Genomic DNA, 24,330 nt, shown 5'->3' with positions numbered 1-24,330 from the left:
GTGCACGTTAGCCGGTGGGATCGGCGGGCGACCGGCCAACGCCCCGACGCGCGGTCAATCAACGCCGCCACGCTGATCGAAGCCGCCGCGGGCACGGGTGGAGCGGTTGCCGGCTTGCCTACCAGAGAGGCCAGTCTCCGCTGACCATCCAGCGACTCGCAACGACTGCCGCCGCGATACTCCACCCACCACCGACAACGATCGCGACCCCGGTGGCGACTCCCCGGTCGCCGTGACGCACCAACAGCAGGGCCGCCAGCCAGGCGATGCCACCGGCGAACACCGTCCACCAGACGTATCCCCGTACGCCGGCGCCGAGCAGCCCGAAGAGCATCAGCCAGGTGGTGGCGACCACACCGCCGAGGAGCACCGCGGCACCATCGATCGGGTGGGGCTCGCGGTAGGTGGGCCGCGTCGGCGGCCCGGCGGGAAAGAGCCCCGACGGGTTTCGGGGACGACCCCCGTCGTACGGGTCGGTCACGACCGCCTCCTCCCCGGCTTTTCCCTCCCACCGTACTGGTCTGTCAGGATGGCCGGATGCCTGCGCCGTTGGCCGGACGCCGCCCGGCGTACCCCCTGCTGCTCCTGCTCGCCGCGATGCTCACCGCAGGCTGCGCGACCACCCGCCCCGGGGTGGACAGCGGCACAGCCACTCGCCCGGCCGCCACGGAGCCGGCCCCCGCCACCCCGTCGGCGACCCCACCGCAGGCACCGCCCGCCGGGCTCCGGCACGTCTTCCCGGTACGGGCCAGCAACGCCTCCTACCATCCGACGCACTCGGTGTACCCCGCCACGGACATCTTCGCCGACTGCGGTGCGCCGGTGGTGGCGGTGACGGACGGTTCGGTGCTGGAGGTGAGCCGCGTGGACCGCTTCGACCCGGGCGGACCCCGCGGTCCGTTCAACGGCGGCCTGTCGGTGGCGGTGCTGGGCGATGACGGGGTGCGCTACTACGGCTCACACCTGACCGAGGTCGCGGCGGGCCTCGAGCCGGGCGTACGCGTCGTCGCCGGGCAGCAACTCGGCACCGTCGGCCGGACCGGCAACGCGAACAACGTGTGTCACCTGCACTTCGGCATCTCACCGCCGTGTCCGGGGAAGGACGGCTGGTGGATCCGGCGGGGGGTGGTGTGGCCCGCGCCCTACCTGGACGCGTGGCGGCGTGGGGTCAACCGGTCGCCCGCCGTGGCGGTGGCGGACTGGCAGCGCCGACACGGTTGCCCGAAGGAGCCGTGAGTGTCCTGGCCGCAGCCGCTAGGTTGCAGGAATGACCGCCCGGGATCCCATCGCTGACCTACGCCGGATAGCTTTCCTGCTGGAACGGGCCAACGAAGCCACCTATCGGGTGCGCGCGTTCCGGTCGGCGGCGAAGGCCGTGGCCGCCCTGCCGACCGCGGAGGTCGCCGAGCTGGCCCGTGCCGGCAAGCTCACCGACCTGTCCGGGGTGGGCACGGTCACCGCCCGCTGCGTGGCCGAGTCGCTGGCGGGCGAGGAGCCGGTTTACCTGCGTCGGTTGGCGGCGACCGAGGGCACCGACCTGGACGCTGAGGCGACAGCGCTCCGGACAGCGTTACGCGGCGACTGCCACACCCATTCGGACTGGTCCGACGGCGGCTCCTCAATCGAGGAGATGGCGTTGGCGGCGGTCGAGCTGGGCCACGAGTACCTGGTGCTCACCGACCACTCACCTCGGCTGAAGGTGGCGCGCGGGTTGACCGCCGACCGGCTGCGCCGCCAGCTGGAGCAGGTGGGGCAGTTGAACGAGGCGTTGCCGACGGGGTTCCGGATCCTCACCGGCATCGAGGTGGACATCCTCGCCGACGGCACGCTGGACCAGGACGAGGAGCTGCTCGCCCAACTCGACGTGGTGGTGGGCTCGGTGCACAGCAATCTCTCCGACGAGCGGGGGCGGATGACTCGCCGGATGCTCACCGCGATCGCGAACCCGCACCTGGACATCCTCGGGCACTGCACCGGCCGGATGGTCTCCAGCCGACCGGCGGGCGTGACCGGGCCGGGCGACCGGGGGCACCGGCGGCGTACCCGGGGGGAGAGCGACTTCGACGCGGACGCCGTCTTCGCGGCCTGCGCGGAGCGAGGCGTCGCGGTCGAGGTCAACTCCCGGCCGGAGCGGCAGGACCCGCCGAAACGGCTGATTCGGCGGGCGCTGGAGGCCGGCTGCCACTTCGCGATCAATACCGACGCGCACGCCCCAGGTCAGCTCGACTGGCAACGGTTCGGCTGCGAACGCGCCGCCCGCTGCGGCGTCCCCGCTGACCGGGTGGTCAACACCTGGCCGGCGGAACGGCTGGTGGCGTGGGCCGCAAGCAGCTCCTGACCGACGGTGGCCGGTGCTCCCGCCGCCGGGGTTGAGGCTCCCCCCGCCGAGGTCGAGGTTCCGGTTGTGGCGGCCGGTAGCGCGGTGTCGCGCGGTCGGCGGCGGGGGCCGATCAGGCCCTGGGCAACGGCGACACCGAGCAGGACCACCACCGCACCGACCGGCTGGTGCCAGGTCAGCCGCTCGTCGAGCACCAGCGCACCGGCCAGCACCGCGAAGACCGGGATCACGTAGGTCACCGTCGCCGCGGTACTCGCGCCGGCGACCCGGATGTTACGGAAGTGAATCAGGAAGGCCAGTCCGGTACCGAGTGCGCCGAGCGCGACCATGCTGGCCAGGACCGAGCCGGAGAGGGCCGTCGGCACCGGCGGGGCGCCCGCCACGAACGGGGTGACGACGGTGAGCAGCGCCAGCGCCATCAACAGCTGCGCCGCCGACAGGGCCAGCCCGGAGTGGGAGCGGCCCGCGACGAACTTCTTCTGGTACGGGATGGTCACCCCGTAGCAGGCCGCGGCGCCGAAACACATCAGCTGGCCGACGAAGTGCGCACCGCCAGCCCCCTGCCACACCCCGAGCACCACCAGTACGCCGAGGAAGCCCAGCCCGAGTCCGACGGCCCGGGCGACGGTCAGCCGTTCGGTGCGGAAGACCAGCACCGCCATGGGGAGCACCACCAGCGGCGTGGTGGCGTTCCAGATCCCGGAGAGCATGGACTCGACCCGCTCCCCGCCGTAGCCGAACAGGGTGAACGGAAGCGCCACACCGATTCCCCCGGTGACGACCAGGTGGGCCCAGACCCGCGGCTCGCGGGGCAGCCGGTCGCGCAGCACCGCGAGCAGGATCAGCAGCGTCGCCGCGCCGGCACCGACCCGGTAGAGGGTCAGGTGCACCGGGTGCAGCTCCCGTACCCCGATCTTGATGAACAGAAAGCTGGAACCCCAGATCGCGGCCAACGCGAGGTACCCGGGCAGCCAGCTCCGCAGCGCAGCCCGGTCAGGGGCGGACTCGACTGTCACCCCTGACACTCTGCCGGCCGTACACGGGAAAGTCTGGTGATTTTCCGACGCCGTGTTGGCCGTCACAAGAGCTGTCCGGCCGGTGACCACAGGTCCCGGGGGCACCCCGAAACCGGCGACCTCACGGGCGCACCCCGACTGCACGATCACGTAGGGTCGAGCTCGTGGGACGAATCGACGATATTGCGAACCGGTACGTGGCGGAGTGGGCCGCGCTGAGCCCGACCGGCGCCACCTACGTCGGCATCACCGGCCACGACGACCGCCTCGACGACCTCTCGCCGGACGGCTACGCCGCCCGCGCCGACCTGACCCGCCGAGTCCTCGCCGACCTCGACGGCGTGGAGCCTCAGTCGCTGCCGGAGCAGACCGCGAAGGAGGCCATGCAGGAGCGGCTCGGCCTGGAGCTCGCCCGCCATGCGGCGGGAGAGGTCGGCCGGGGAGTCAACGTCATCACCAGCGGGCTGCACGAGCTCCGCTCCGTGTTCGACCTGATGCCGACCGATGGCGAGGAGGCCCAGGCCAACATCGCCGCGCGGCTCCACCACTTCGCCGGAGCACTCGAGCAGTACCAGACCACGCTGCGCGAGGAGGCCGCGGCCGGCCATTCCAGCGCGCGAGCCCAGCTGCTCGAGGTAGCCAAACAGTGTGACACCTGGGTGGACCCGGACGGGGACAACTTCTTCCACGGGCTCGTCGAACGGCTGGGCGCGGGTGGCGCACTCGGTGCCGAGCTGCGCCGGGGTGCCACGACCGCCACTGCGGCGACCGCCGAGTTCGGCCGCTTCCTCCGGACCGAACTGGCCCCGCGGGGCAGGGCGAAACAGGCCGCCGGCCGAGAGCACTACGAGCTGGCCTCGCAGTACTTTCTCGGCGCCCGGGTCGATCTGGACGAGACGTACGCCTGGGGGTTCGCGGAGCTGGCCCGACTCGAGCGGGAGATGGAAGCGGTCGCCGCGCGGATCGCCGGCCCCGGCGCCACGGTCGACGAGGCGGTGGCCGCGCTGGACGCGGACCCGGCGCGGACTATCCGGGGCAAGGAGGCGTTCCGGGACTGGATGCAGAACCTCGCCGACGAGGCGGTCAGCGAGCTGCACGGCACTCACTTCGACATCCCGGAACAGGTCCACCAGATCGAGTGTTGCCTGGCACCGACGAGTGACGGCGCGATCTACTACACCGGCCCCAGTGAGGACTTCTCCCGTCCCGGCCGGATGTGGTGGGCCGTGCCGCAGGGCATCGACGACTTCTCCACCTGGCGCGAGGTCACCACCGTCTACCACGAGGGCGTTCCGGGCCACCACCTTCAGGTTGCCCAGACCGTGCTTCGGGCGGATACCCTCAACCGCTGGCAGCGCCTGCTCTGCTGGGTTTCCGGGCACGGCGAGGGGTGGGCCCTCTACGCCGAACGACTGATGGAGGAGTTGGGCTACCTCGAGGACCCGGGCGAGCGGCTGGGCATGCTCGACGGCCAGGCGCTCCGCGCCGCTCGGGTGATCGTCGACATCGGGATGCACCTGGAGTTGGAGATCCCGGCCGACAACCCGTTCGGCTTCCACCCGGGCGAACGCTGGACGCCGGAGTTGGGCTGGGAGTTCATGCGGGCGCACTGCCGGGTTCCGGATGAGGTCCTGCGGTTCGAGCTGAACCGTTACCTGGGCTGGCCCGGGCAGGCACCGTCCTACAAGGTTGGTGAGCGAATCTGGCTGCAGGCTCGGGCCGATGCCAAGGCTCGCAAGGGGGCGGATTTCGACCTTCGGGAGTTCCATCGGCAGGCGCTCGACCTGGGCTCCCTCGGCCTGGACCCGCTACGTCGGGCGCTCGCCCGGATCTGAGGGCGGACGCTGACCGCCCCGATCCGGTGCCACCGAGCGGCCGGTGCGAGGGTGGCGATCAGTCCGGATAGGACGGCTGGCTCGGCGGGGCAGGAGCCCGGGTAGGGGCGGGTACGACCCGCCCCTACCCCCGGGGCCGACCATCCATGCCGCTAGCTCGGATCCTGATCCACTGTGGTGGCTGCGGGACCACCGGCGACGGACGCGCGGGCGGAGTGCCGACCTGCGCCACCCCCGGCCTGGAAGAACAGCCGGAGGCCGAGGGCCAGGGCGATCAGGCCGAGGACGGCCGCGGCGATCGGGGCCCAGAGGCCGACCAGGCTGATCTGGAACCGGTTTTTCATAACCGACTCGACAGTGCTGCTGATGGTGTCTTCCGTGTAGTTGAAGTCAGCGTCGAGCAGGACGGTGGTGGGCCCGACGTCCGGACGCAGCTCCTTGCGCGGCTGGTCCCGTGCGTCAATCCAGACGCCAGTAACCGGATCAACCCAGTACGTCCGGGTGTTGCTGTAGATGACCTTACCGGTGGTGGCCTCCGGGGCGAAGGCGCCCAGCAGCGCCTGCAGGCTCTCCTCCGGCGTGTACAGCTCCTCCTCCTCGATCCGCTGCTCGTAGCGGTACACCTCGATACCCTCGACGGTCTCGGTGCCGACGAAGGCCGCCGGGAACGCCTTCTTGACGTCGCGGTCGAAGAGCGGATAGTCCTTCTTCTCCGCACCGAACGGGAATTTGTAGGTCAGCCCCGTGTATTCGACGTTGCCCCGCGGGGTCTCGTCGCTGTCGTCCTGCTTGAGCCACTGACCTTCCCAGGGGGCGGCGGTGCCGGAGACCCGGAAGAGGGCCAGTTGCGTGCTGTACGCGGTGATATCCCGGTCGTTGTCGGTCCGCCGCACCGTTTGGTAGACGTCCCAGACCACCGCGTCGCCCTTGAGCTTTTCCGGCAGCTCGTCCCTGGTGAGGCCGGGCTGGGGAAGAACCTCGATGGTGGAGCGTAGATCCGCTCGTGGGACCTCGATCGTGACCACTTCCGCCTCGGCCGTGATCTGCAAGAACCGGGCGTTCGTCGCCTCCGCGACCGACGTCGTCGGCTCCAGGTCGTAGGGGAGCTTGGTTACGGCGGGGGCGACATAGAGCGGCAACCCGACCGCGAGGACCAACAGCAAGATACCGAGCCCGAAGAGCGCGGCACTAACCCGAAGCTTCACTCTTCCTCCTGTAACGCCTGCCGCCCCACGGCCTGTCGCCCAGGGCAATCGATCCATAACATGGCGGGAGGTTACTCCCCAGTCAACATTAAAGCGAACCCCCTGGATGTCCAGATGTCCGCAACCGTTACCCCGAGCCCGGCACCTCCTTCGATCACCGGCCGCCTGCCCGCCCTGGATGCGCTCCGCGCGATCGGCTCGGTAGCCGTCGTCGCCCACCACGTCGGGTTCCACACCGGTGTGAGCCTGAACAGCCAGTGGGGCGCCTGGTTAGCGCGGATGGACGTCGGTGTCGCCATCTTCTTCGTCCTCTCCGGATTCCTGCTCTTTCGGCCCTGGGTATCGAGTGCCGCCGCCGGGCTTCCCCGCCCCCGGGTTCGCCGGTACCTCTGGCGGCGCGCCCTGCGGATCCTGCCGGCCTACTGGCTGACGGTGCTGGTCTGTCTGATCGTTCTGCCGCAGAATCGGCCCGCCTCGGCCGGCGACTGGCTCCGCCACCTGACCTTTACCCAGATCTATCAACCCAATCAGCTTCGCGCCGGCCTCAGTCAGACCTGGAGCCTCGCCACCGAGGTCGTGTTCTACCTGGTCCTGCCACTGGTCGCGGTGTTCGCCGTAGGCCGTACCTGGCGCCCGGTCCGCACCCTGGTGCTCGCCGCCGGGGGCGTCCTGGTGACTGCGGGGTGGCTGACCCTGATGGGACTTGACGTGGTCGACACCACCGTCCACACCATGTGGCTCCCCTCGTACGCGGCCTGGTTCTGCGGCGGCATGGTCCTGGCGGTGGCGCATGTCGCCCTACAAACCAGGACGGGTCCGGACGCCCTGCGCGTCCTCGACGACCTCGCCGCGGCGCCGGTCGCCTGCTGGGCCGCGGCCGCGGGTCTGCTGGCGATCGCGACGACGCCCATCGCCGGCCCGCTTGACCTCGCCGAGCCGACCTCCGGGGAGTTCGCCGTGAAGCTCACCCTCTATCTCGCGGTCGGAATTCTGATCATGATTCCGGTGGCATTCGGCGAGCGGAAGACCCGGATCCACCAGGCCTTCGGCAGCACCTCCGCCCGTTGGCTCGGCCTCGTCTCGTACGGGCTGTTCCTCTGGCATCCGCTGGTGATCGAAATTTTCTACCTCGTGGGAGACCGCCCGCTGTTCACCGGCGGACTCCTCGAGACCTTCACCGTGACGATGGCGGGTGGGCTGGCGTTCGCGGCGTTGAGCTACTACGGCGTCGAACGCCCGATCCAGGCGCTCGCCGACCGCCGCCACCCTCGACCGACCACCTCTCAGCCCCAGAGGAGAGCGCCGACGGTCAATTTGCCACATTGACCAATATAGTCCACGTAGGCATTGCCTAGCCGGCCCTCGAGCTTTAGTGTGGCGCTAAATTACTCGAGAGTAGGGATCACGTGGAGCACTTTTCCGCCACCGCCGGACATGTGCTGTTCCTCAACTGGCGGGACACCCGGAACCCCGAAGGCGGTGGATCCGAGGTATACGTCGAGCGGATTGCCGCAGAGCTGGTCGCCCGCGGCTTCCGGGTCACGCTGTTCTGCGCCGCACATCGCCAGGGCCCCCCCGATGAGGTCAACAAAGATGGGATTCGGCTGGTCAGACGCGGTGGACGCCACACCGTCTACCTGTGGGCCGCCCTCTGCTACCTCGCCGGCGCCCTCGGCGTCGGCCCCCTGTCTCGCCGCCACGGCGGCCGACCGCACGTGATCGTGGATGTCTGCAACGGCCTGCCATTCATGTCACCACTATGGGCTCGACGGCCGATTGTCAAGCTAGTCCACCACATTCATCGAGAACAATGGGGGGTCGTGCTTCCAGCATGGGCTGCCCGGTTCGGCTGGTGGGTGGAGTCATCTTACGCCGTATTCGTCTACCGGCACTGTCAGCACATCACCGTCTCCGACGCTACCCGTCAGGAGCTGATCCAGCTCGGCGTACCCGCGAAACAGATTTCCGTGGTGCACAACGGCACTCCGCCACTCCCGCCCACCGACGCGGAACGCACCTCCTCCCCGCTGCTGGTCACGCTCAACCGGCTGGTCCCACACAAGCGCGTCGAGGTGGCGTTGCAGGCGGTCGCCACCCTCGCCGACGAACTACCCCAACTGCGGCTGGTCGTCGCCGGCCAGGGCTGGTGGGAAGGGCGACTCCGCGAAGTCGCCAACGAGCTCGGCATCACCGACCGCGTGGAGTTCCGGGGGTTCGTGACGGAGGAGGAGAAAGCAGCCCTCCTCGCCTCGGCCTGGGTGGCGCTCACCCCGTCCCTGAAGGAAGGCTGGGGTCTGACCATCGTGGAGGCGGGATCGGCGGGCACTCCGACGGTCGCCTTCCGGAGCGCGGGCGGCGTGGGTGAGGCGGTGGTGGACGGCCAAACAGGGCTTCTCGCCGATGACATTGACGACTACGTAGCGAAGGTGCAGACCCTGCTGCACCACCACGAGCTACGACAGCAGCTGGGCGCGGCAGCGCGGGAGCACGCGGCGGCCTTTACCTGGCCGGCGGCCGGAAGCCGCTTCGCGACTCTACTGGAGAGCGCGGAGTCGCCCCGCCAGACGCGCACACGGGGCGCCCCGTCTTACCTGCTGCCGTAGATCTCGGGTGCATAGGGGTCCGGCTCGTTGGCCTGCTTGGCCTTCTCGATGAGCTCTTCAGCCTTGGCGACCGCCTCCTCCTCGGTGGCGGTCGTCGCGGCCGCCAGCCCGGCGAGAGACAGGAAGCCGAGCACCGCCGCCACCAGGCCGGTTACGGCCAAGGTCAGGGCTTTACGCATGCCAATCCTCCAATGTCTGGACCTCGGAGCGGAGGTTACCACGCAGTAGCCCACCGACGTAGTGCCGAAACATGGCGGCGACCACCACCGCGACGGCGACAGCCAACGCCACCACCACCGCCCACCGAACCGGGGACACCACCACCGGGCTCGACGGTACGGCTGGGTTGCGATAGAGGGCCAGGAACGCCCCCTCGTGCACGAGCTCGAGGCCGGTGAGGATGGCCGGATCCACCGGGTCCGGACGGTGTTGCTGCACCAGCACCCAGCGCACCCCCGTCTCCGCCACCGGCCGCCCCGCCCCGAGCAGCTGCCGAATCTCCCGCAGGCGCGCGTTCTCGCCGGTCACCGCGACATCACCGACCCGGAGCGTATCGTCGATCAGGACGGTCGCCGGTAGGTAGCGCGGGGCCGGGTCCAGAACCGTCCGCCCGGCATTCCACGAGTACGCGCGGTAGCCGCTCAACGGCAGCGCCAAGACCTCCCCACCGGGGTCGGCCGCCAGTCGCCCCGCCACCACCTGCCAGTCCGCCGGATAGCTGACCGGCCACAACCGGCCCGCGCCGCCGAACGCAAGATCCGGCATAGCCGCGACCGGCAGTAGCAACACACCACCCAGCACCACCCCCGCCACCTCCCGGTTCGTCCGCTCCATCCGGGTCACGAGCCGTTCGGCGCCCAGCGCCACGCAGACCACCAACAGCAACGCGTACGGCGCCAGGAACTTCTGCCCGTCCCGAAGCAGCCCGGCCCCCGGTAGCTGCGCCACCGCCCACCGCAGCACGTCGGCGCTCCCCGGCACCACACCAAGCGCGGCGAGCAGGAAACCGGCCCCCGCCAGCACCACCAACCGGGTCAGCGCATCCGATGACATCCGCCGCCGCAGTAGGCCGAACCCGGCGGCGGCCAGGGCCAACAGCACCAGGGTCACCAGCGGCACCAGGGGCAGGGCTCGGCTCGCCGGAGTGGCTTGCGCGCTCCAGATGCCCCCGGTGCCCGCGAGCGCCGCCAGTGGACCCGCCCAGTTCTCGCCCCGGGCGGCGAAGACGGCCACTCCCGCCGGGTCGGAGGTGCCGCCCGCGTGGGACACCAGGGCAGCGGTGACCCACGGGGCGTTGAGCAGGGCGACCCCCGCCACCGCGACCGTCGATCCCCGCCACCGCCGCCGCTGCGGTGCGAGCAGCGACACCACGCCACACGCGATCAGGCCACCGGTCGGGGTTATCACCGCCGGTGCCGCGGCGAGCAGCACGCGGGCCACCGCGCCGGCCCGCCCAGTGCGCAACTCCAGCACGGCCCGCACCAACCACGGCAGGGCGGCGTAGCAGACCAGCAGCCCCCACTGCCCGAGCAACAGCCGCTCGGCCAGGTACGGCGTCCAGGCATAGCCGACCGCGGCGAGCAGCCGAACCCCGGTCCGTTCGGTCGGCACCAGGCGCCCGGCGCCAACCGCCGCCAGCAGAACCGCCCCGCCCAGCGCGATCCGCTGCACCACCCAGCCGGGGAGAAGCTGGGTGAGCACCGAGACCACGGCGTCCATCGGTACCGCCCGCGGCAGGCCCTGCACCGGCGCCACGAGATCCCAGCTCAGCGGCTGCCGGGGCACGAACACCATGTCGTAGAGCAACACGTAGCCCGGTGCCGCGAGTGGAGCGAGCACCACCGCCGTCACCACCACCGCGACGGCGTACAACAGAAACCGATCTCGAACCACCCGGGCCCGGTCGGCCGGTCGGTCACCCACTCACGGCGCCGGCACCACCCGCCCGACAGTGATCAACCTGGTGCAGAGGGCGGTGTCCGGAGTGCGAAGGGTGATCTCCACGGCCTCCCCCGCTCCGGCCAACGGAAAGTACAGCTGATGCAGCCCACGCCGTAACGTGATCTCTTGAGTGGCCTCTCCAAGGCGGATGATCGCGGTAGCGTCACCGGAGCTCAGGTAGCCGAACTCCACCACATACGGCCACTTTTCAACCGGTGCTGCCAACGGAATCCGGGCCGTTCGTCCGCTCTCCACCAGGTGCCCGCAGTCGGGCACCTGGCCGGGCAGAACCTTTACTCCCTCGATCCGGACCGGACGGATTCGACCCTCCGCGTCGAAGGTAACCGGCAGCTCGGCCACCTCGACGAACTCCGGCCGGCGCTCGGCTGGCCGGAAGAAGTGCGACTGAAGGTTGTCCGGCCAGAAGTAGCCGGCGACGACCCGATCGGGGACGATCGTGTCCAGAAAGACGGTGTCCGCTGGCGCGGCGGCAAGCTCGGCCTGGGTCGTGGCGAGATACTCCCGGCCGTGCTTGGTGCTCCAGTTCTCCCCGAATCGAACGGTGCTCCACACCGTACCGAGTCCGACCGCGACCAGGACGGCGATCGCCACCCGACCGATCGCGACGGAGTCGAGCGCCCACGGAACCCCCGGTAGCGGCCGGGAGACGTACCGGTCCTGCTCGCCGGCATCGCGGAGCCCGAACAGGGCTACCCCGACGCAGATCGCGGCGACCGGAACCAGATCAGCCACGAAACGCGGGACCGTGCCCACCATCGGGCCGAGCACGCCACCGAGGCGGGTCACCGCGAAGAGCACCGCGACCAGGCCGAGGTAGCAGGCCAGCAGCAGCCAGGCCCGCGCCGCCGACCGGCGCCGACGGACGGTCACCACAACCAGGGCCGCCAGCACCAGCCACGACAGCCACATCGCGACCGGATAGGGATCCACCAACGGCGGCCCGTCACCGGCGTACGTCCACCGCCACGGCCCCCCGAGCAGGCCCGGCACAACGGTCGCACCGACCAGGTCACCGAGGAAGGTGAAAGCCTGACCGGGCGAGGTCACCTGGTCCAGCGCACGAGCCGGTCGGGTCAGGTAGAACGCCAGGTAGGCCCCGGAGAGCACGGTGAGCACCAGCCAGACCGGCCAATGCCGACGCACCACCGTGACCATGCTTCGCCACGGCGAGCCGTCGGTAAACAGGAAGAGGGTCAGCAGAAACAACAACGGCGCTATCAGCAGCGCCTTCGGGTCGAACAGCAGGCCGAACAGCAGCCACAGGGCGACCGTCACGAGGTGCCGGCGGCGGCCGGTGCGCACATACCAGACCTGAGCCCGCACCGCCAGGACCAGCGCAAGCTGCACCGGCAACAGGAGTAGCCCGACCAGCCACAGCGACGACACCTCCAGCGTCAGCGGGCTGAACAGGAAGAGGGCCAACGGGACCAGCAGACCCCAGCCCGGCCGCAGCAGGTCGCGCAGCAGCCGATAGACGGCGACGCCAACGGCCGCCTGCCCCACCGCCAGCATCAGCGCCCAGGGCCAGCTGACGAAACCGGCTACCCGCACCATCAGCCAAGCTGTCAACAGGCCGCCGGGCATCAGGTGGTTGTTGAAGGTTCGCAGCAGGAAGTCCGCGTCCAACCGGGCATCGAGGGCCTGGGCGGCGATGACGAACTCGTCCTGGGAGAACCAGCCCCGCGTGGCGAGGCCGGCCCGCCAGGCGACTGACACCACAATGAGGACTACCGCCACCGCCCCGACCTGGTCCGGGCGAAGCCGTCGAACGAACGTTTGCGGGCCGCCGGACTCCGACGCAGCGGGCTCCGCAGGCGCCACAGCCCCAGCCTCTGGCATTGACATGCTCGGCAGCCTGCCACACGCTTACACGCCGTGGGGGTGGCCATCCATCCACATTCGTCATGCCACTCGTTGCCGCCTCCCGGCCCACCCCGGTCCCGGCCACGTCGCTCGACCGTCGTCGGCTGCCGGTACCCGTACCCCGGCGGAACAGGAGCGACATGCGTGCAGAGGTGACCAGTGGTGCCGGAGCACGGCCGAATCGCGCTCGACGGCTGGACCAGAGATTCCGGCACCTCGCCATCTGCGTCGTCCTCACCGCCCTCGCCTTCCAGCAGGCACCCGGGCTGATCGTCCCCGACACCAAGGTCGATCTGAACGTCAATCCCGCCGGATGGCTGCTCCGCTCCCTACATCTCTGGGACCCCGCCGGCACCTTCGGCCAGCTACAGAACCAGGCCTACGGGTACCTCTGGCCAATGGGTCCGTTCTTCCTCGTGGGATCGGAGCTTGGCCTGCAACCGTGGGTGGTCCAACGGTTGTGGTGGGCGCTGCTCTTCTGCGTCGCCTACCTGGGTGTGGTGCGGCTCGCCGGCAAGCTCGGCATCGGCTCACCCACCGGACGCATGATCGCTGGCATCGCCTTCGCGCTGTCGCCCCGGATCCTCACCCAACTCGGCTGGTCCTCGGTCGAATCCTGGCCCAGCGCGGTGGCGCCGTGGGTGCTCATCCCCCTGGTCGGCCTCGCCCGAGGTGCGCCCCTACGTCGGGCGGTCGCGGGGTCGGCACTCGCCGTGGCCTGTGCGGGCGGGGTCAATGCGACCGCCGTGTTCGCGGTGGTGCCGCTCGCCCTGCTCTGGCTCGCCACAATCGCACCGATCCGCCGCCGGATCAGCGCAATCGCCGCCTGGTGCGGCGCGGTCGCCCTGGCCACCGCCTGGTGGCTGGCTCCACTGCTCATTCTCGGGCGGTACAGCCCACCGTTCCTCGACTACATCGAAACCGCCCAGAGCACCACCAGCGTGACCGACGCCGTGACGACGCTCCGCGGCGCGTCCTACTGGGTGGCGTACCTGGCCTCCCCGGTTGAGCAGGCCATCCCCGGCGGCGCCCGGTTGGCCAACGAGCTTGCGCTGATCCTCGCCACGCTCGCCGTCGCCGCCCTGGGTGTGCTGGGCCTTTCCCGACGCGGGATGCCGCACCGCCGCTTCCTCGTCACCGGCCTGGTACTCGGCGCCGCGATGGTCGGGCTCGGGCACCTCAGCGAGTTCCCCAACCTCCTCGCCGGAGGACAGCAGCAGTTCCTCGACGGGGTCGGCGCACCACTGCGGAACACCCACAAGTTCGACGTCCTGCTCCGCCTACCACTGGCGCTCGGACTGGCCCACCTGGTCAGCCTGGTCGTGCGGGCAGCGCGTACCGCGCCCGCCGCGCGCCGCAAGCCGGCCTTCGCGCGAGCCTGGGTCACCACCGGCGTGACCATGGCAGCGGTCGCGGCGGTCGCCAGCCCGGCGATCGTCGGCGGACTCGCCACCCCCGGAAGCGCGCGGGAAGTGCCCCCATACTGGCACGACGCCGCCGACTGGCTGGACGCGAACACCGGACCGGGACGGGTGCTCGTCGTCCCCGGAGCCCGCCGCCCCGCCTACGACTGGGGCAGCACCACCGACGAGATCACCCAACCCCTGTTGGAGAGCAGTTGGGCGGTACGTAACTCGATCCCCTTCACCCCGCCCACCACCATTCGGCTCCTGGACGCGATCGAGGCCACGCTCAGCTCCGGCGCCGGCTCGGCGGGCCTCGCCGACCTCCTCGCCCGCTCCGGGATCAGCCACGTCCTGTTCCGTGCCGATCTCGACCACGGTCGCTCCGACACGACCCGCCCCGCCGTGGTTCGCCAGGCCCTGCAGCGCTCACCGGGGCTGACCCGGGTCGCCACCTTCGGCCCGGTCCGGGGTGGGCCGGAGGGGGTGGAGCTTCGCGACCAGGGGCTCGACGTACCGGGACGGGCACTCGAGGTCTACCGGGTCAACCGCCGGGTGGAGCCAGTCGTCGCCTACGACCGGACGGATGTCGCCACCGTCGTCGGTGGTCCGGAATCCCTGCTCGACCTCGCCGCGGCGGGCCTGTTGAGCCCGGCCCCCACGGTCCTGGCCGGGGACGCGGAAGCCGGGGACGCGGAAGCCGGCGGCGCGGAAGCCGGGGACGCGGAAGCCGGCGGCTACGGTCCCGTCGCAATGACCGACGGGCTTCGGCGCCGTGAGGTCTCCTTCGGGCGCTCCCAGGACAACGTCTCGCACACCCACACCGCCGACGAGCCCCTCGCGTCGTCCGCCCCCGCGCACGACTACCTACCCGACTGGGCCGCAACCTGGTCCACAGTGGCTGAGTTTGAGGGCATCAGCTCGATCCGCGCGGCAACGGCACGCTCACAGGTCAGCACCCCCGGCGGGAACCGCTCCGAGCATCAGCCGTACGCGGCGATGGACGGCGACCCGACGACCTCCTGGCAGTCCGCCCCATTCAGCCACGGTGATCAACAGTGGATCGAGGTGGCGCTGGAGAACCCGACCAACATCACCAAGGTGGAGCTCAGTTTCGACCTGACGGCGGACGTGTTGCCGACCACGGTGACCGTTACCGCCGGATACGAGAGCCGGACCATGGAGAGCTTCGGCGACCGGATGACCCTCGACCTGGACGGCATCCATGCCACCCAGCGAATCCGCATCTCCATCGACGACACCTTCACCCTCCGCCCACTCGGTGCCGGGGTGGTGGGGATCTCCGAAATCAGCATCCCCGGCATCCAGACCAGTCGCACCCTCCGGCTGCCGGCCGCCCCCGCCACCGAACAACCACCGGCCGTCGTCGTCTCCGCCGACCCCCGCACGCCCGCCTGCTTCATGGTGGACGGAAAGCCGCACTGTTCCACCAACGCGATCCGCGGCTCGGAGGATGGACGCACAATCGACCGTACGCTCACCCTGCCCGCTGCCGGGACCTACGACCCGCAGCTGTGGGCCCGCCCGATGGACGGCTCCGCCCTACACGCGGCCCTGGACCAGTCGGTCACCGCCGCCCAGGCACTGGGCCTCGCGCCCGAGGTGAGCGCCTCGTCAACCGGTGTCCCGCATCCGACCCGCCGCCCCGGCGCGGTGTTGGACGGGGACCCGGCCACCAGCTGGTCACCAGCGATCAGCGACGACGCCCCGATCCTGCGCCTCACCTGGCTCAGACCGCAGGTGATCAGCGGCCTTCGGTTCGCCGTTGACCCGGCCGTCGCAGCCACCCGGCTCGGCAGCGTACGGGTGATCGCCGACGATGGCATCCGCGGCGGCCTACTCGGCGAGGACGGAGTGCTGACCCTGGATCCGCCGGCGGAAACCAACGAGATCACCATCCAGTTCCTCGACCCGCCCTCCGCCGCCAGCATCGATCCGTACGGATTTCGGCTGCCCGAGCCCCTGCCGATCGCGGTCGGAGAGATCACCGTGCTTCCGGGCGCCCCCACCAGCCGAGCAGACCTGGACACACCCTTGACGCTGGGCTGCGGCTCCGGCCCAACGCTGACGATCGGCGAAGAGACGGTAACCACCGCCCTACGCGGCACGATGCGAGACCTCCTGGAGTTGCGGGAGGTCCCGGCCGAGCCGTGCGGCACCGACCCCGAGTTGTCGCTCGGCGCCACCGAACACCGTCTCGTCGCCGCCGCCAGCCAGTTCGCCACACCCACCCGGGTCGCTCTCGTACCGCAGCAGCGCACGGGTGTGCTGGGCCCGAGCGCCCTCGACGTCACCGCGTGGGCGGCGACCGAGCGGCGGGTACAGGTCGCTGAGCACGCCGCCGAACGGGTGCTCGCGGTGCGGGAGAACACCAACCGGGGCTGGCAGGCCACGCTCGCCGGCGAGCCGCTGCGCCCCGTGGTCGTTGACGGCTGGCAGCAGGGCTGGGTGCTGCCCGCCGGCGCCGCGGGCGAGGTCGTCCTGCGCTTCACCCCGGACCGCCCGTACCAGGTGGCGCTCCTGACCGGAGGCGCCCTGCTTTTGGGCGTCGCCCTCCTCGCGCTGCTGCCCGAACGCCGCGGCAGCGGGCCGGCCCGGCCGGGCCGGCGACCACGACGCCGGACCACCCGTTCCCTGCCCCTGCTGGCGGTCGGCGCGACCGCCCTGATCCTGCTCGGCGGCCTCGTCGGCGGGGCACTCGTCGCCGTTGGAGTCCTACTGGCCCTCCCCGGTTCGCTGCGCGAGCCGCGGCCGACCGACCCCCGCTGGGTACGGCTCGCCCCCCGCTTCGCCGAGTCCTGGCTTCCCGCCGCCCTCGTCCTTCTCGCCGGCTGGACGTACCTGGACGCCACGCAGCGGCACACCGCCGCCCTTCCGCAGCTCCTCATGGTGCTCGCGCTCGGCTGCCTCTGGCTGTCCACCTGCCTTCGACGCCGCCCTGTCCACCGCGCTCCCCAGCGCCCCGCCACGGCGCCATCGACCGTGGAGGCACCCACGCGGTCCCGCGGCGGCATCGCCGGGAACACCTCCTGGCGAGACTCCGACCCATCGGGGATCGTGTGAGCCGGCGAACCGACGATGCGGACAGCTCGGAGACGCGTTCCCCGAACACCGGCGCCCGGGCACTCGGCACCGCCGGCCTAGCGGTGACCGCCGCGGGGCTGCTGGGCAACGGCCTCGCCTACCTCGCCCCGGTGCTGGCCGCCCGCCAGCTCGACTCGGCCGAGCTCAGCGCGCTCGCCACCACGCTCGGCCTGATCGCCATCGCAAGCGTGCCCGGATTCGGCCTTCAGCTCGCCGTCGCCGTGCACCACGCGAAGCACGGCCCCACCCACACCCGCCGGGCAGCCCTGTTGACCGCCGCGCTCTGCGCGTCCGCCCTGATCCTCGCCACCCCACTACTCGTCCCGAGCTTGCGACTTCCGGTCGAGGCCCTCATCCTCTCCGCGATCACCACGGCCGCCATCGTGCTCTCCTGCCGGACGTTGGGGGAACTTCAGGGCGGGCAACGGTTCGTCCGGCTGGCCGTCGCCATGGGGCTGTTGGCCGCCGGCCGGTACGGCGGGGTGCTGGTCGGTCTGCTGCTGGACGCCGGCCTTACCGGATCCCTGCTGCTCGGTGCCGGGACCGCCGCGCTCACTCCGGTCGGGCTCGCCGCGCTGGCCCGGCCGGCTGCCGCGAGGACCCCCGCCACGGCGCCGCCGCTGAATGCCGGCCAGATCCTGACCGGCTGCGCCGCGATGCTCGCCATGCTCATCGTCTCGTATGTGGACCTTTTCCTCGCCCGTCAGCTCCTGCCGGCCGACGACTCCGGCGGGTACGCGGTGGGGACCGTGCTGACCAAGGGGGCGCTGTGGGCGCCACAGGTCGCCACCGTACTCGCCTTGCCCCGGCTGGCCCGCGACGACCGGTTCAGTCGGACCGTCGCCCTCGCCGTAACCGCCGGCTGCGGCGTACTACTGGTCCTCGGCTCGACGTTCGCCGGCACCCTGGCCTTCCAACTCGCCGGCGGCCCGGACTACACCCACCTGGGCCCGTTCGCGCCACTCTTCGCCGCGGTCGGAGCGCTCTACGCCGTCGTTTTCGTCCTGCTGAACGCGGCGGTAGCGACCGGCGTCCGCTGGCCCGCCGCGCCGCTGTGGGTGGGCAGCATCCTGCTGACGACGGTCGCGTTGTGGACCACGCCGCGAACCGTCGCCGGTCTGCTCTGGCCCACCCTGGGAGCCGCCGTGGTCACGACCCTGGTCATGACACTCCGAACATGGATGTCGACCCCAGCGCGAGCCGGCACGCGGGTGCCGGCACCGCGGCGGGCGTCAGCGGGAAGCTGACGCCGTGGCTTCGCCCTCGGCCAACCAGCTGCTGAGCAGGTGGTGACCGATCGAGTCCGGCCGGCCCAGCCGATGGCCCACCGCCGCCCGCTGATGCAGCTCGGCGCGGGTGAACCAGCGCGCCTCCAGCAGCTCGACCCCGTCCACCCGGATCTCGTCGGACTCGGCGGTGGCCCGGAACCCCACCATCAGCCCCGCCGGAAAGGGCCAGGCCTGCGACCCCTGGTACGCCACGTCGGTCACCACGACGCCCGCCTCTTCGGCCACCTCCCGCCGGACCGCGTCTTCCAGCGTCTCCCCCACCTCGACGAAGCCGGCGAGGGTCGAAAACGCGTTCTCAGCCGCCCCGGCGTGCCGGGCCAGCAGGCAACGGCCCGGCGATCCCGCTGTCTGCACCAACACGATGATGGCGGGCTCGATCCGCGGAAAGTACAGCCGGGCACAGTCCGGCTCCGTACATTGCCGGGCGTGCCCGGCCTCCTGAACGCTGGTCGCCCCACCGCACGTGCCGCAGTACCGCTGCTGCCGGTGCCAGTGCAGCAGACCGCGCGCGTACGCCTGGAGGGCTGCCTCGGCTGGGCTGAGCTGCCCGACGAGCCGGCGCACATCTACCACCCGAGTCGCCCCGGCAGCCGCCGCAGCGGCGTCCTCGGTGAGCTCGGAGAGGTCGACCGCGAAGACCGCTTGCCCCGCCACGAACCCGAGGAAGACCGGCGCCGCCCCGGCAGCGCGAACCCGCGCCGCCGCTGCGCCGCTCAGTCGAACCGGCACCGCCCCGTTGGCCAGGCAGCGGTCCTGCCACAACGGCAGCACTCTGGTCCCTGCCGCGTCCAGCAACGTCGCCAGCCGATCCGGATCGGTGCGTACGGCGCCAGCCCGGTCCGCCCAACCGCCGCCGTACGCCAGGGCTGCCTCGTCCTCCCGCATGGACTCCACCGTCGCATGCCCGGACGGACACGCGAGGTTCGGGGGGAGGCGCGACACGCGACGGAGGATGCGCCCTGCCGCAACGAGCACATGTTGGTTACCGTAGTTTCCTTCCGGGTGTGATAGCCGCCCGGGTGCGACGCCCTGATCGAGGTGACTGTGACCCTGTACGGCGACAAGAAGCTGCCCGCGGACGACCGGCCCACCGTGCAGGTGGCCGCGGTGCAGTGGCCCGTTGAGGAGACAGAGCAACCCACCAACCGTCAACCGGGCGGGAAGTGGTCCTTACTATCTGGCGGCAAGTGGTCCCTTCCGCCTCGCGGGGGGTGGGCCCACCGCACCTCGCTGCTGGTCGCCATCGGGGTCACCACCGCGGTGCTCGCCTCCGCAATCGGCATCGGCACCTACGCGTACGCCGGTGACGTACCCCGTGGCACGACGGTCCTCGGCGCGGAGCTCGGCGGTCAGAGCCAGGTAGCCGCGGCCGCGGAGCTGCGCGCGGCGGTCGAACGACAGACCGCCGAGCTGAACGCTCCCCTGCCGGTGGTCGTCGGCGAACAGACTGCGGACCTGGTGCCGGCCGAGGTGGGTCTCCAGGTTGACGTGGAGGCCACGGTGCGAGCCGCCATGCAGGTGGAGGCACACGTCTTCGAGCGCCTCGTCGGCTCCCGCGCCGTGCCACCGGTGGTGACGGTGGACGTGGAGCGGCTCGACGCGGCGCTCAACGAGGTCTTGGGGGAGCAGAGCCGCGAGATGACCATGCCCGCAATCACCTGGAGTGGCCTCACCCCGAAGGCAACCCATCCGAAGCCCAGCCTGGAGCTCAACCCAGAGCACTCCGCGCAGGCAGTTCGGGAGGGTTGGTTGAGCGGCGAGCCGGTCACCATTCCGCTGGCCGAGACCCACCCGGTTACCACGGCCGAGGAGGTGGACCGGATGGTGACCGAGTTGGCGAAACCGGCCGTGGCGGCTCCGGTGACCCTGACGACGGACGAGGGCTCGGTGAGCATTCCGCCGGCGGCGATCGCGAAGAGCCTACTCTTCACCGCGGACGAGGCTGGCACGTTGTCGGCGAAGGTCGATGGCGAACGGCTCCGCACCGCGCTCGATGACGACCTGGCCAAGGTCGAGGTGACCCCGAAGAACGCCCAGATGACCCTCACCGACGGCAAGCCGAAGATCACCGCGAGTCGGGACGGGAAGGAGCTGGACACCAGTCACCTTGGGGAGGCTCTGCTCGCGGTCCTACCGCAGTCGGATGACCGCCGGGTGACGGGCAGGCTCAAGACAAAGGAGCCAGAGCTCACCACGGAGAAGTTGGCCGGCCTGGGCATCAAGGAGAAGGTGTCGACCTTCACGACCCAGTTCCCCGGTGGGCTCTCCTCGCCCCGCAGCCAGAACATCATCACCGCCGCGAAGGACGTGGACAACACACTGGTGTTGCCCGGCGAGACGTTCTCCCTGAACGGGCATACCGGCGACCGGAACTACGCCAAGGGCTACCAGGACGCGCCGGTCATCCTCAACGGCAAGCTCGTACCGGGAGTCGGGGGCGGCGTCTCACAGTTCACCACGACGCTCTTCAACGCCACCTACTACGCGGGGCTCGAGGATGTCGAGCACAAGCCCCACTCGTACTATTTCAGCCGCTACCCCGCGGTCATCGAGTCCACGATCTTCTACCCAGAGCTCGATTTCAAGTTCCGCAACAACACCGAGTACGGGCTCCTGATCGACACCTCGTACACGTCGAACAAGATCACCGTCTCGATCTGGAGTACGAAGGTCTGGGACAAGGTGAAGACGGAGTACGGCCCCCGAAGCAACATCACCAAACCGAAGACGGTCTACCTGGAGCCAGGCCCGGACTGCATCGCCGCCAACGGCAGCGACGGGTTCAGCCAGAACGCCTACCGGGTGTTCTACAAGGACGGTAAGGAGACCAAGCGGGAGAAGTTCAGTTGGCGCTACGCTGCGGAGCCACGCTTCATCTGCGGCCCGGAGCCCTCCTGAACCCCGCCCCGCACCTGGACTGACCTGGGGGCCCTGTCGGCATTGCGCCGGCAGGGCCCTCGTCTTGTCTGCGGCGACCACAGCCCGGTCAGAGCAGCACAGCCCCGGTCAGAGCCGGGACAGCGGCGGCCACAGCGCAGGGCACACAGTAGGGCAACGCAGGGGCACTGACCGCAGCGCAGGGCCTACCGACGCCCGCAGCCGTCCAGCTGTCGTAGCCAACAGCTACCACGCTTCGCTACGACCAGTCCCACGGTCCAGCCAGTGATTCGGCGTACCACGACGGCCACATGCGCGGAGTCGACACGTCAGTGCGGTCGGGCTGACCAGACTCATAGTGCAGAGGACGGGAAAGACAGAGCAGGGACGGAAAAGCCAGCGTGATTGGCTCTGCCGCAGCTCACGAAACAATGCCGTCACCCGCTGACGGGGAGCCCCGCACCGTCGTCACACTGATCAACACCGGCCCGGACTGGTCAACACCGGCCCGGGCTGGAAGAGGACAGCGGGCGGCGCAGGGAAACTTGGGGGCGTGGTGTCGAAGGGCTGGAAATGCGTTGAGGGCCGACCCGGGTAGGGTCGGCCCTCAACTGAAGTTTTGCCCGGCGGTGTCCTACTCTCCCACACCCTCCCGAGTGCAGTACCATCGGCGCTGGAGGGCTTAGCTTCCGGGTTCGGAATGTAACCGGGCGTTTCCCCTCCGCCATGACCGCCGTAACACTTATCGACATATCAAACACACCCAACACCACAGGCAATGTTTGTTTGCCAAGAGTTACACAGTGGACGCGCAGCAACTTAGTAATCAAGTCCTCGGCCTATTAGTACCGGTCAACTGAACCCGTTACCGAGCTTACATTTCCGGCCTATCAACCCAGTCGTCTAGCTGGGGGCCTTACCCCACCAAAGGTGGATGGGATACCTCATCTTGAAGCAGGCTTCCCGCTTAGATGCTTTCAGCGGTTATCCCTTCCGAACGTAGCTAACCAGCCGTGCCCCTGGCGGGACAACTGGCACACCAGAGGTTCGTCCGTCCCGGTCCTCTCGTACTAGGGACAGCCCTTCTCAAGTATCCTACGCGCACGGCGGATAGGGACCGAACTGTCTCACGACGTTCTAAACCCAGCTCGCGTACCGCTTTAATGGGCGAACAGCCCAACCCTTGGGACCTGCTACAGCCCCAGGATGCGACGAGCCGACATCGAGGTGCCAAACCATCCCGTCGATATGGACTCTTGGGGAAGATCAGCCTGTTATCCCCGGGGTACCTTTTATCCGTTGAGCGACACCGCTTCCATTCGCCAGTGCCGGATCACTAGTCCCGACTTTCGTCCCTGCTCGACCCGTCAGTCTCACAGTCAAGCTCCCTTGTGCACTTACACTCAACACCTGATTGCCAACCAGGCTGAGGGAACCTTTGGGCGCCTCCGTTACCCTTTAGGAGGCAACCGCCCCAGTTAAACTACCCACCAGACACTGTCCCTGAACCGGATAACGGTCCGAAGTTAGATACCCAAACCAACCAGAGTGGTATTTCAAGATTGCCTCCACATGCACTGGCGTGCACACTTCACCGGCTCCCACCTATCCTACACAAGCTAATTCGGATACCAATGTCAAGCTATAGTAAAGGTCCCGGGGTCTTTCCGTCCTGCCGCGCGTAACGAGCATCTTTACTCGTAATGCAATTTCGCCGGGCCTGTGGTTGAGACAGTGGGGAAGTCGTTACGCCATTCGTGCAGGTCGGAACTTACCCGACAAGGAATTTCGCTACCTTAGGATGGTTATAGTTACCACCGCCGTTTACTGGCGCTTAAGTTCTCCGCTTCGCCCCGAAAGACTAACAGGTCCCCTTAACGTTCCAGCACCGGGCAGGCGTCAGTCCATATACATCGAATTACTTCTTCGCATGGACCTGTGTTTTTAGTAAACAGTCGCTTCCCCCTGCTCTCTGCGGCCATACAACGCTCCAGCAGCACGTGCCTTCACGTCTCCGGCCCCCCTTCTCCCAAAGTTACGGGGGCAATTTGCCGAGTTCCTTAACCACAGTTCACCCGATCGCCTTGGTATTCTCTACCTGACCACCTGTGTCGGTTTAGGGTACGGGCCGCTCGGAACTCGCTAGAGGCTTTTCTCGACAGCATAGGATCACTGACTTCACCTGAATCGGCTCGGCATCACGTCTCAGCCACACGCGCCGCGGATTTACCTACGACACAGCCTACACGCTTACCCCGGCACAACCACCGGCCGGGCTCAGCTACCTTCCTGCGTCACCCCATCGCTTGACTACTACCCGCCAGGTTCCCACGCTCCCCCAGCACAGTCCGAAGACCACACCAAGCTCGGATGGTTAGCACAACGAGGTTCATCAGGGACGCTCCTTCGCGGGTACGGGAATATCAACCCGTTATCCATCGACTACGCCTCTCGGCCTCGCCTTAGGCCCCGACTCACCCAGGGCGGATTAACCTGGCCCTGGAACCCTTGGTCATCCGGCGGAAGGGTTTCTCACCCTTCTTTCGCTACTCATGCCTGCATTCTCACTCGCACCGCGTCCACAACTCGATCACTCGGCTGCTTCACCCCCGGCACGACGCTCCCCTACCCATCCACACACCTACACACAACCCAAAGGCCATGCGAAGTACACGCGTGAATGCCACAGCTTCGGCGGTGTGCTTGAGCCCCGCTACATTGTCGGCGCGGAACCACTTGACCAGTGAGCTATTACGCACTCTTTCAAGGATGGCTGCTTCTAAGCCAACCTCCTGGTTGTCTATGCGACCCCACATCCTTTTCCACTTAGCACA

14 protein-coding genes, 2 rRNA genes and 1 pseudogene (1 of these 17 running past the window's edge) are annotated in these 24,330 nt (G+C 69.3%); 8 read left to right on the top strand and 9 right to left on the bottom strand.

The features are described from left to right. Positions 1-118: 118 nt before the first annotated feature. A complete protein-coding gene (locus tag AC1UKG_RS01135) occupies positions 119-481 on the bottom strand; it encodes a hypothetical protein (RefSeq protein WP_018745989.1) in 363 nt (120 codons plus the stop codon). A 56-nt stretch (positions 482-537) separates the two neighbouring features. On the opposite strand from AC1UKG_RS01135, the gene AC1UKG_RS01130 reads away from it, so the two are divergent. Both AC1UKG_RS01130 and AC1UKG_RS01125 read left to right on the top strand, forming a co-directional pair. Beyond that, on the top strand, positions 538-1,236 hold the full coding sequence (locus tag AC1UKG_RS01130; protein WP_029125036.1) for a peptidoglycan DD-metalloendopeptidase family protein: 699 nt from the start codon (positions 538-540) through the stop codon (positions 1,234-1,236). Positions 1,237-1,267: 31 nt separating this feature from the next. Continuing rightward, positions 1,268-2,269 (top strand): annotated as a pseudogene (locus tag AC1UKG_RS01125) (PHP domain-containing protein); the annotation flags it as partial. Here the strand turns inward: AC1UKG_RS01125 and AC1UKG_RS01120 are convergent. Next, positions 2,218-3,354: an EamA family transporter gene (locus AC1UKG_RS01120; protein WP_018815496.1), complete on the bottom strand. Its 1,137-nt coding sequence runs from the start codon at positions 3,352-3,354 to the stop codon at positions 2,218-2,220. The pseudogene AC1UKG_RS01125 and the gene AC1UKG_RS01120 sit on opposite strands and share 52 nt — an antisense overlap. 164 nt (positions 3,355-3,518) lie before the next feature. Here AC1UKG_RS01120 and AC1UKG_RS01115 point away from each other — a divergent pair, with 164 nt between their 5' ends. Next, the gene (locus tag AC1UKG_RS01115; protein ID WP_482642900.1) at positions 3,519-5,189 is read left to right on the top strand and encodes a DUF885 domain-containing protein; all 1,671 of its coding nucleotides are present in this window, start codon (positions 3,519-3,521) and stop codon (positions 5,187-5,189) included. Between the two features lie 152 nt (positions 5,190-5,341). On the opposite strand, the gene pgfA is transcribed toward AC1UKG_RS01115, so the two are convergent. Continuing rightward, on the bottom strand, positions 5,342-6,394 hold the full coding sequence (gene pgfA / locus AC1UKG_RS01110) for a cell envelope lipid trafficking protein PgfA (RefSeq protein WP_018815495.1): 1,053 nt from the start codon (positions 6,392-6,394) through the stop codon (positions 5,342-5,344). 114 nt (positions 6,395-6,508) lie between these two features. On the opposite strand from pgfA, the gene AC1UKG_RS01105 reads away from it, so the two are divergent. Further along, the gene (locus AC1UKG_RS01105) at positions 6,509-7,720 is read left to right on the top strand and encodes an acyltransferase family protein (protein WP_018745995.1); all 1,212 of its coding nucleotides are present in this window, start codon (positions 6,509-6,511) and stop codon (positions 7,718-7,720) included. An 80-nt stretch (positions 7,721-7,800) separates the two neighbouring features. Further along, on the top strand, positions 7,801-8,997 hold the full coding sequence (locus AC1UKG_RS01100; RefSeq protein WP_482642899.1) for a glycosyltransferase family 4 protein: 1,197 nt from the start codon (positions 7,801-7,803) through the stop codon (positions 8,995-8,997). Here AC1UKG_RS01100 and AC1UKG_RS01095 read toward each other — a convergent pair. From AC1UKG_RS01095 to AC1UKG_RS01085, 3 genes are read right to left on the bottom strand one after another with little or no spacing between them, the layout of a single operon-like run. Then, positions 8,982-9,176: a hypothetical protein gene (locus AC1UKG_RS01095; protein WP_018730388.1), complete on the bottom strand. Its 195-nt coding sequence runs from the start codon at positions 9,174-9,176 to the stop codon at positions 8,982-8,984. The two genes, AC1UKG_RS01100 and AC1UKG_RS01095, sit on opposite strands and share 16 nt — an antisense overlap. Then, complete coding sequence (locus AC1UKG_RS01090; protein WP_482642898.1) at positions 9,169-10,920, bottom strand: MmpA family trehalose lipid delivery protein; 1,752 nt, start codon at positions 10,918-10,920, stop codon at positions 9,169-9,171. The genes AC1UKG_RS01095 and AC1UKG_RS01090 overlap by 8 nt, the downstream gene beginning before the upstream one ends. After that, positions 10,921-12,798, bottom strand: coding sequence for a hypothetical protein (locus tag AC1UKG_RS01085; protein WP_482642903.1), 1,878 nt, complete (start codon positions 12,796-12,798; stop codon positions 10,921-10,923). 164 nt (positions 12,799-12,962) lie between these two features. Here AC1UKG_RS01085 and AC1UKG_RS01080 point away from each other — a divergent pair, with 164 nt between their 5' ends. Both AC1UKG_RS01080 and AC1UKG_RS01075 read left to right on the top strand, forming a co-directional pair. Continuing rightward, entirely contained in the window at positions 12,963-17,309 is a 4,347-nt protein-coding gene (locus AC1UKG_RS01080) for an alpha-(1->3)-arabinofuranosyltransferase domain-containing protein (protein WP_482642897.1), read from the top strand. Then, the gene (locus AC1UKG_RS01075) at positions 17,306-18,577 is read left to right on the top strand and encodes a polysaccharide biosynthesis protein (RefSeq protein WP_475889903.1); all 1,272 of its coding nucleotides are present in this window, start codon (positions 17,306-17,308) and stop codon (positions 18,575-18,577) included. The genes AC1UKG_RS01080 and AC1UKG_RS01075 overlap by 4 nt, the downstream gene beginning before the upstream one ends. Here the strand turns inward: AC1UKG_RS01075 and nudC are convergent. Then, the gene (gene nudC, locus AC1UKG_RS01070) at positions 18,563-19,504 is read right to left on the bottom strand and encodes an NAD(+) diphosphatase (RefSeq protein ID WP_018746001.1); all 942 of its coding nucleotides are present in this window, start codon (positions 19,502-19,504) and stop codon (positions 18,563-18,565) included. The genes AC1UKG_RS01075 and nudC overlap by 15 nt on opposite strands. A 153-nt stretch (positions 19,505-19,657) precedes the next feature. Between nudC and AC1UKG_RS01065 the strand changes: the two genes are divergently transcribed. Beyond that, positions 19,658-21,517 carry a VanW family protein gene (locus tag AC1UKG_RS01065; protein WP_018746002.1) on the top strand — a complete coding sequence of 620 codons (1,860 nt, stop codon included), beginning with the start codon at positions 19,658-19,660 and terminating at the stop codon, positions 21,515-21,517. A gap of 600 nt (positions 21,518-22,117) precedes the next feature. On the opposite strand, the gene rrf is transcribed toward AC1UKG_RS01065, so the two are convergent. Beyond that, a 5S ribosomal RNA gene (rrf, locus tag AC1UKG_RS01060) occupies positions 22,118-22,234 on the bottom strand. Between the two features lie 84 nt (positions 22,235-22,318). Continuing rightward, a 23S ribosomal RNA gene (locus AC1UKG_RS01055) occupies positions 22,319-24,330 on the bottom strand (it continues 1,099 nt past the right edge of the window).

It is taken from the genome of Salinispora sp. CH2A1_6, assembly GCF_056820975.1.
The sequence above is the reverse complement of the archived record's forward strand: the minus strand, read 5'-3'. Positions and strand labels throughout refer to the sequence as shown.